At 59.7% G+C, this 4,966-nt stretch carries 8 protein-coding genes; 4 read left to right on the forward strand and 4 right to left on the reverse strand.

Going from position 1 to position 4,966, the window contains the following annotated elements; translation table 11 throughout:
* The first annotated feature begins 61 nt into the window (after positions 1-61).
* Positions 62-538 carry a carboxymuconolactone decarboxylase family protein gene (locus HMPREF2785_RS08570; protein WP_070614943.1) on the forward strand — a complete coding sequence of 159 codons (477 nt, stop codon included), beginning with the start codon at positions 62-64 and terminating at the stop codon, positions 536-538.
* Positions 539-566: 28 nt separating this feature from the next.
* On the opposite strand, the gene HMPREF2785_RS08575 is transcribed toward HMPREF2785_RS08570, so the two are convergent.
* Positions 567-914, reverse strand: coding sequence for an ArsR/SmtB family transcription factor (locus tag HMPREF2785_RS08575; protein WP_070614945.1), 348 nt, complete (start codon positions 912-914; stop codon positions 567-569).
* 82 nt (positions 915-996) lie between these two features.
* On the opposite strand from HMPREF2785_RS08575, the gene arsB reads away from it, so the two are divergent.
* Both arsB and HMPREF2785_RS08585 read left to right on the forward strand, forming a co-directional pair.
* The gene (arsB, locus tag HMPREF2785_RS08580) at positions 997-2,076 is read left to right on the forward strand and encodes an ACR3 family arsenite efflux transporter (RefSeq protein WP_070614947.1); all 1,080 of its coding nucleotides are present in this window, start codon (positions 997-999) and stop codon (positions 2,074-2,076) included.
* Positions 2,077-2,085: 9 nt separating this feature from the next.
* Positions 2,086-2,493, forward strand: coding sequence for an arsenate-mycothiol transferase ArsC (locus HMPREF2785_RS08585; RefSeq protein ID WP_256374919.1), 408 nt, complete (start codon positions 2,086-2,088; stop codon positions 2,491-2,493).
* A gap of 4 nt (positions 2,494-2,497) precedes the next feature.
* Here the strand turns inward: HMPREF2785_RS08585 and HMPREF2785_RS11995 are convergent, their stop codons facing one another.
* On the reverse strand, positions 2,498-2,653 hold the full coding sequence (locus tag HMPREF2785_RS11995; RefSeq protein ID WP_167594490.1) for a hypothetical protein: 156 nt from the start codon (positions 2,651-2,653) through the stop codon (positions 2,498-2,500).
* Positions 2,654-2,908: 255 nt separating this feature from the next.
* On the opposite strand from HMPREF2785_RS11995, the gene HMPREF2785_RS08590 reads away from it, so the two are divergent.
* Positions 2,909-3,766 carry a class I SAM-dependent methyltransferase gene (locus HMPREF2785_RS08590; RefSeq protein WP_070614949.1) on the forward strand — a complete coding sequence of 286 codons (858 nt, stop codon included), beginning with the start codon at positions 2,909-2,911 and terminating at the stop codon, positions 3,764-3,766.
* 350 nt (positions 3,767-4,116) lie between these two features.
* On the opposite strand, the gene HMPREF2785_RS08595 is transcribed toward HMPREF2785_RS08590, so the two are convergent.
* Together HMPREF2785_RS08595 and HMPREF2785_RS12215 are read right to left on the reverse strand one after the other, a co-directional pair.
* The gene (locus HMPREF2785_RS08595; RefSeq protein ID WP_070614950.1) at positions 4,117-4,623 is read right to left on the reverse strand and encodes a GNAT family N-acetyltransferase; all 507 of its coding nucleotides are present in this window, start codon (positions 4,621-4,623) and stop codon (positions 4,117-4,119) included.
* The coding region (locus HMPREF2785_RS12215) for an HAD family hydrolase (RefSeq protein WP_371440495.1) at positions 4,616-4,966 on the reverse strand (351 nt) is incomplete at its 5' end. The genes HMPREF2785_RS12215 and HMPREF2785_RS08595, both read right to left, overlap by 8 nt.

A 4,966-nucleotide genomic window follows, 5' to 3' on the forward strand; every position in this document is an offset into this window, starting at 1 on the left:
CGACACTGCTACCAAATAACCGGTCGCAACAGTAAGGGGAGTTGATGTGTACTGTCGTGGCATGTCGAATGCGCCACGTAAGCCGATCCCCAAAGTTGCCTACGCGCCGATGCTGGGCCTGGAAACCTATGTGCGTGCACGGGTTGAAAAGGACGCGTCACACCTCGTCCAACTTCGTGCATCCGCGCTAAACCAATGTGTTTACTGCCTGGCAATGCACCGGCGTGACGCCAGGAAAGATGGCTGGTCCAAGGAACGCGTCTCGCAGGCGGAGAACTGGACCGACAATCGCGAGCAGTTCACCGAAAAGGAACGAGCCGTTCTCGAACTGACCGATGCAGTGACGAGAATCAACGGCGAGAGCTCCGTTCCTGATGAGCTCTGGGATCGTGTCGAAGAGCACCTCGGCGAGAAGGAAGCACGAAACGTATTGATGGCGATTGTCGCAATCAACGCGTGGAACCGAATCGCCATCACCACCCGGATGGATCCGCGCAGCCTTTCACGAGTCGACGCGTTTGACCTCGGTAATGAATGACAAACATTGAAGCCCTGCGCCGTTAGTCTCAGTCCATCTGCAGCACGGTGCGAAGTTCCTGGAACAGCTCCGGGCGCAGCCGGTGTATGACCGTCCTGCCCTGGCGGCTCTTTTCTAGAAGGCCGGCCTCGGTAAGCATTTTGAGGTGATGGGAAACTGTCGGTTGGCTTAGCCCGGAGCGTTGCGTGAGTTCGTTCACGCTCATCGGTTCGCAGCCCTCTTCGGCGATTCTGGAGAGAAGTTGTAGCCGGCCGGGGTCCGCTAAAACTTTGAACAGGTCCGCGTAACGCGTCGCGTCGTCTACGGAGAGCAAACCGGAGCCCAGTGAGCAGCAGTCGAGGTCAGTGTTTTCTGGAGTGGCGACGTAATCGTTCATACTTCCTACCTCGTTATATTGACAGTGATAAATATGAGATTTAGTGTCCGTTTTGAATGCTGTCAATAGATAAGGATTCCAGATGGAAGACGCAACCTCTCAGCCAGTAGAGCGTATGTCGTTTCTTAACCGCTTCCTACCGGTGTGGATCATGCTCGCCATGGCGGCGGGCCTCGCCCTCGGCCGAGCGGTGCCGGGGCTTTCGGGCGCACTCGAGCGCCTCGAAGTCGGAAGCATCTCGCTTCCGATCGCGCTCGGCCTGCTGGTCATGATGTACCCGCCCTTGGCCAAGGTGCGCTACGACAAGACCCGCGAGATTGCCACCGACAAACGGTTAATGACCGTGTCCATCATCTTGAACTGGATCGTCGGCCCCGCGTTCATGTTTGCGCTCGCCTGGATTTTCCTGCCGGATGAGCCGGAGCTGCGCACCGGATTAATCATCGTCGGCCTCGCCCGCTGCATCGCCATGGTGCTGGTGTGGTCGGACCTGTCATGCGCCGACCGTGAAGCCACCGCAGTGCTCGTGGCCATCAACTCGGTGTTCCAGGTTCTCATGTTCGGGGTACTCGGCTGGTTCTACCTGCAAATCCTGCCCAGCTGGCTGGGTTTGGAGACCACCTCGGTGGAGTTCTCCTTCTGGGCAATCGTGTCCTCCGTGCTGGTCTTTTTGGGCATCCCGCTGCTCGCCGGGCTGCTGTCTCGCATCATCGGTGAGCGCACCAAGGGCCGCGACTGGTACGAAAACACCTTCCTGCCCCGGATCTCCCCACTCGCGCTGATTGGTCTGCTGTACACAATCGTCCTGCTCTTCTCGTTGCAAGGCGACCAGATCCTCTCCCAGCCGTGGACGGTGGCACGGGTAGCGATCCCGCTGTTGTGCTACTTCGTCGGCATGTTCGCTATCGCACTCGTGGTGTCCAAGGCATCCGGGATGGGCTACGCCCAGTCCGCGTCCGTGTCCTTTACCGCGGCGGGCAACAACTTCGAGTTGGCCATCGCCGTTGCGATCGGCACGTTCGGCGCCACGTCCGCCCAGGCGTTGGCGGGCACGATTGGACCGCTTATCGAGATCCCCATCCTCGTCGGCCTCGTCTACCTCATGCGCGGGATCGGCCCGAAACTGTTCCCGGGCGATCCCACCTTGCCCAAATTGTCCTAAGGAGACGTTGTGAAGCCCTCAGTCCTGTTCGTGTGCGTCGGCAACGGCGGAAAGTCCCAGATGGCGGCGGCGCTCGCCGAGAAGCACGCGGGAAGCCAGCTCGGCATCTACTCCGCTGGTACCAAACCCGGTACATCGCTGAACCAGGAATCGGTCGAGGCGATCGCGGAGGCCGGCGCCGACATGTCGCACGGCACGCCCAAACCCATCGATCCCGAACTGCTGCGCAGCGTTGATCGCGTCGTGGTGCTCGGCGAAGACGCGCAGGTGGACATGCCCGACGACGCACGCGGCACGCTAGAGCGCTGGCGTACCGACGAACCCTCGCACCGCGGTATCGAAGGCATGCAGCGCATGCGTCTTGTGCGCGACGACATTGACAATCGCGTGCGCTCGCTTATCGACGAACTCCTGTAGCGCCCTAGTACGCCGGGATCATCGGGATTCGCTGCTTGTTGCGCAACCTCGTCGCCTGCATGCGCGCCGGCGACGTGCCGCGGTAGTGGGTGGTGGAGGGGGAGGTTGCGTACTTCGGATTACTAGACGGTTTTCGGGAGCGTTGCTTCTCGATCCTCACACCGCCGCATTGTGGCACGAATTACATGGTTGTGCTTTGTGAGTGGAAAGCGGGGGCGAAGCCGCAAGCTCAAGAATGTTTAGGACGTGCGATGCCGTTCCGGTATGAGGGTGAAGCCGCCGTAACCGCGAGGTAAAAGCCCCCCTCTCATATGACGCTGATCTTACGGGAAGCTCGGAGGGGGTCTCGATTGATTTCAATATAACTAAAGTTGCGTAACTCAGGCAACGGAATGAGACGTAGGAGGGAGTAACGATGCACGCGGAGACTAACTCACCGCGGTCCGAGACCGCTTCCTGGTTCGCGGATAACCAAGCCAACTGGGATTCACGGGCCCACGCCCACATGTTCGGCAACTACGGCGGTAAAGATGAGTTGATCGCGGACAAGGCAGCTATTAGCGATGTCCTCGCGGTGGACATTGACCGCTTCGGCGACCTCACCGGGAAGTCCGTGTGTCACCTGCAATGCCACGTGGGCACCGACACCATCGGATTTGCCCGCCGCGGAGCCTCCCGAGTCATCGGCGTGGATCTCTCTGCGGAGTCACTCAAATACGCCCGCGAATTCGCCGCCCAAGCCGACGCGGACGTGGAGTTTATCCAGAGCAACGTCTATGACGCTCGAGAAGCGGTCGACGGCGAATTCGATCTCGTCTACACCTCCGCAGGTGTGCTGTGCTGGCTTCCGCAGGTGCGTCGATGGGCGGAGGTCGTCGCAAAGCTGCTCGCTCCCGGCGGCATGTTTTTCATCCGCGACGACCACCCCATGTTCATGACAATCGGAGAGGACGTTTCCCAAGGTCTGCGCATTGAGCAGCCGTATTTTGAAATGCCTGATCCGCTCACCTGGGAGGACGAGGAAAGCTACGTCACCACTCCAGGAGCGCCAAAACTTGCTAGCCCACGCAACCATCAGTGGAACCACTCTCTCGGCGAAATTGTTACTGCGCTCATCGACGCGGGGCTGACCGTCACCGCTCTTGAGGAAACTCCGTACTCCGCGTGGTGCCCGTGGCCGGAGCTGATGGTCGAAGACTCCCGCGGTTTCATCCTCCGCGATAATCCCGAGCGCCTACCACTCCAATTCGCCATTACCGCAACAAAGCCCTAAGAGCCTTTGCCTATCGACGAACCTTCGGTGGGCAGGCAAACCCAAAAGGACACGGGAGGCGATAGTCGAGGTTCACCGAAGGGTTGTATCTAAAAACCATCTGCGATATTCTCGTGTCCACACTGCAGCCGTTGACCCTCCATAAATCAGGAGAGAGCCGAGGACTGCAGTTTTTCGTTATACTCAGCTCATAGCAAACCACTCAAGAGTGGACACCAACGTGAAGAGGCTTCCTCGGTATCTAGCTAGTGTTCTGTTGAGGAGGGGCCCTCGCCGGTGGTTTTGAGTATCAATAACCGTGCGTGCCCCAATACCCACCGAACAGTCCCAACCAACGCGGACTTTCCCACCTAGGAAAGCCGGTACACCTCGTAGTCGCCGGGGACGCCCGCTCCGGGAACATACGCAAGTCCGAGCCTCAAAGCTAGGCCAATCGATGCCTCATTCACAGGGTCGATGATGGCAACGATGGGGAACGTCGGGAAGCGCTCGCGGGCGCTGGCAATCGCGGCGGCTGCGGCTTCTTTGGCGTAGCCCTGGCCTTGCGATTCGGGTGCGAACCGGTAGTAGAGGTTCAGGACTTCTTCGTCGGCTTCCTCGCTGTGTCGTACCCCGGTAAAGCCGATGGTCGCGCGGTCGAGGGTGCGTACCGTGTAGTAGCCCAACTGCTGCTCAGCCCAATTGTTCTGCCACGAGCGCGCAAGCTCGACAGCCTCATCGCGGGTCTTCATTGTCAGCTCGGGGCGGTGCTCGTAGGTGCGGGGATCTGAGTGGATGGCAAAGATGGCGTCGATATCCGCATGTGTAGGCACCGACAACTCAAGCCGCGGGGTGTGCAGGGCAAACGCATCAGACATGGTGAGTCCTGTCCTGCCGCTTGCTCCACAACCGCCACAAAGAGAACTCACCCGCGGCACTCAGTACCGGCAGGGTGGACAGGCGTACGGCGCGGCGCACCGGACGGTAGTCGCGGACGGCCCAGCCTTGGGCTTTCGCGTGGCGGCGCAGCGCACGGTCCGGATTGACGGCAACGGGGGAGCCGACCATCTCAAGCATGGGGAGGTCGTTGATGCTGTCGGAGTAGGCGGTGCACTGCTTGAGATCGTGTTGCTGCAGTAGGTCCTCAAGGAAGCGGCGGAGGTTTCCTTGAGAGACTGACCATTGTGCAAGGAATTCCCGCTGTTCTGACATGGCAATCGT

The sequence above is a fragment of the Corynebacterium sp. HMSC067D03 genome, assembly GCF_001811185.1.
Lineage (GTDB): Bacteria > Actinomycetota > Actinomycetes > Mycobacteriales > Mycobacteriaceae > Corynebacterium > Corynebacterium coyleae.

Excerpts from the sequence above, each read along its gene's own strand:
- HMPREF2785_RS08590 (WP_070614949.1), top strand. The coding sequence starts at position 2,909 with ATGCACGCGGAGACTAACTCACCGCGGTCCGAGACCGCTTCCTGGTTC.
- arsB (WP_070614947.1), top strand. The coding sequence starts at position 997 with ATGGAAGACGCAACCTCTCAGCCAGTAGAGCGTATGTCGTTTCTTAAC.
- HMPREF2785_RS08575 (WP_070614945.1), bottom strand. The coding sequence starts at position 914 with ATGAACGATTACGTCGCCACTCCAGAAAACACTGACCTCGACTGCTGC.
- HMPREF2785_RS08595 (WP_070614950.1), bottom strand. The coding sequence starts at position 4,623 with ATGTCTGATGCGTTTGCCCTGCACACCCCGCGGCTTGAGTTGTCGGTG.
- HMPREF2785_RS08570 (WP_070614943.1), top strand. The coding sequence starts at position 62 with ATGTCGAATGCGCCACGTAAGCCGATCCCCAAAGTTGCCTACGCGCCG.